Raw genomic sequence first — 238 nt, 5'->3', positions numbered from 1 at the left:
CGAACATGGACTTCATTTTTGGTTTCGCCTGCAACACCAAGCTCCTTGCGATGGCCGAGCCGACCAGACTTCGCGCCATCGACCGGTGGGTGGCTGCGCAATCGCAGGACGTGGTGCCCAATGCGGTGCGTCTGTTCGATGAATTTTCTTACAAGGCGCGCTCGTGGCCGAAGGCCTGGCGCGTGCTGCTCAAGGCCGAGGTCATGGCGCTTGGCGAGAACACGCGCTTCATCGTGAC

The 238-nt window shown here is 60.9% G+C and carries 1 protein-coding gene; it reads left to right on the top strand.

The annotated features are described in order from the left end of the window. Nucleotides 1-238: transposase (locus tag F2P46_RS39555; RefSeq protein WP_208296984.1), on the top strand; the 238-nt coding region annotated here is incomplete at both ends.

Origin of the sequence: Massilia sp. CCM 8734, from assembly GCF_011682155.1 — a bacterium.
In the GTDB taxonomy this organism is placed as follows: domain Bacteria; phylum Pseudomonadota; class Gammaproteobacteria; order Burkholderiales; family Burkholderiaceae_D; genus Telluria_A; species Telluria_A rubra.
This window is presented reverse-complemented; position numbering and strand designations above follow the sequence as displayed.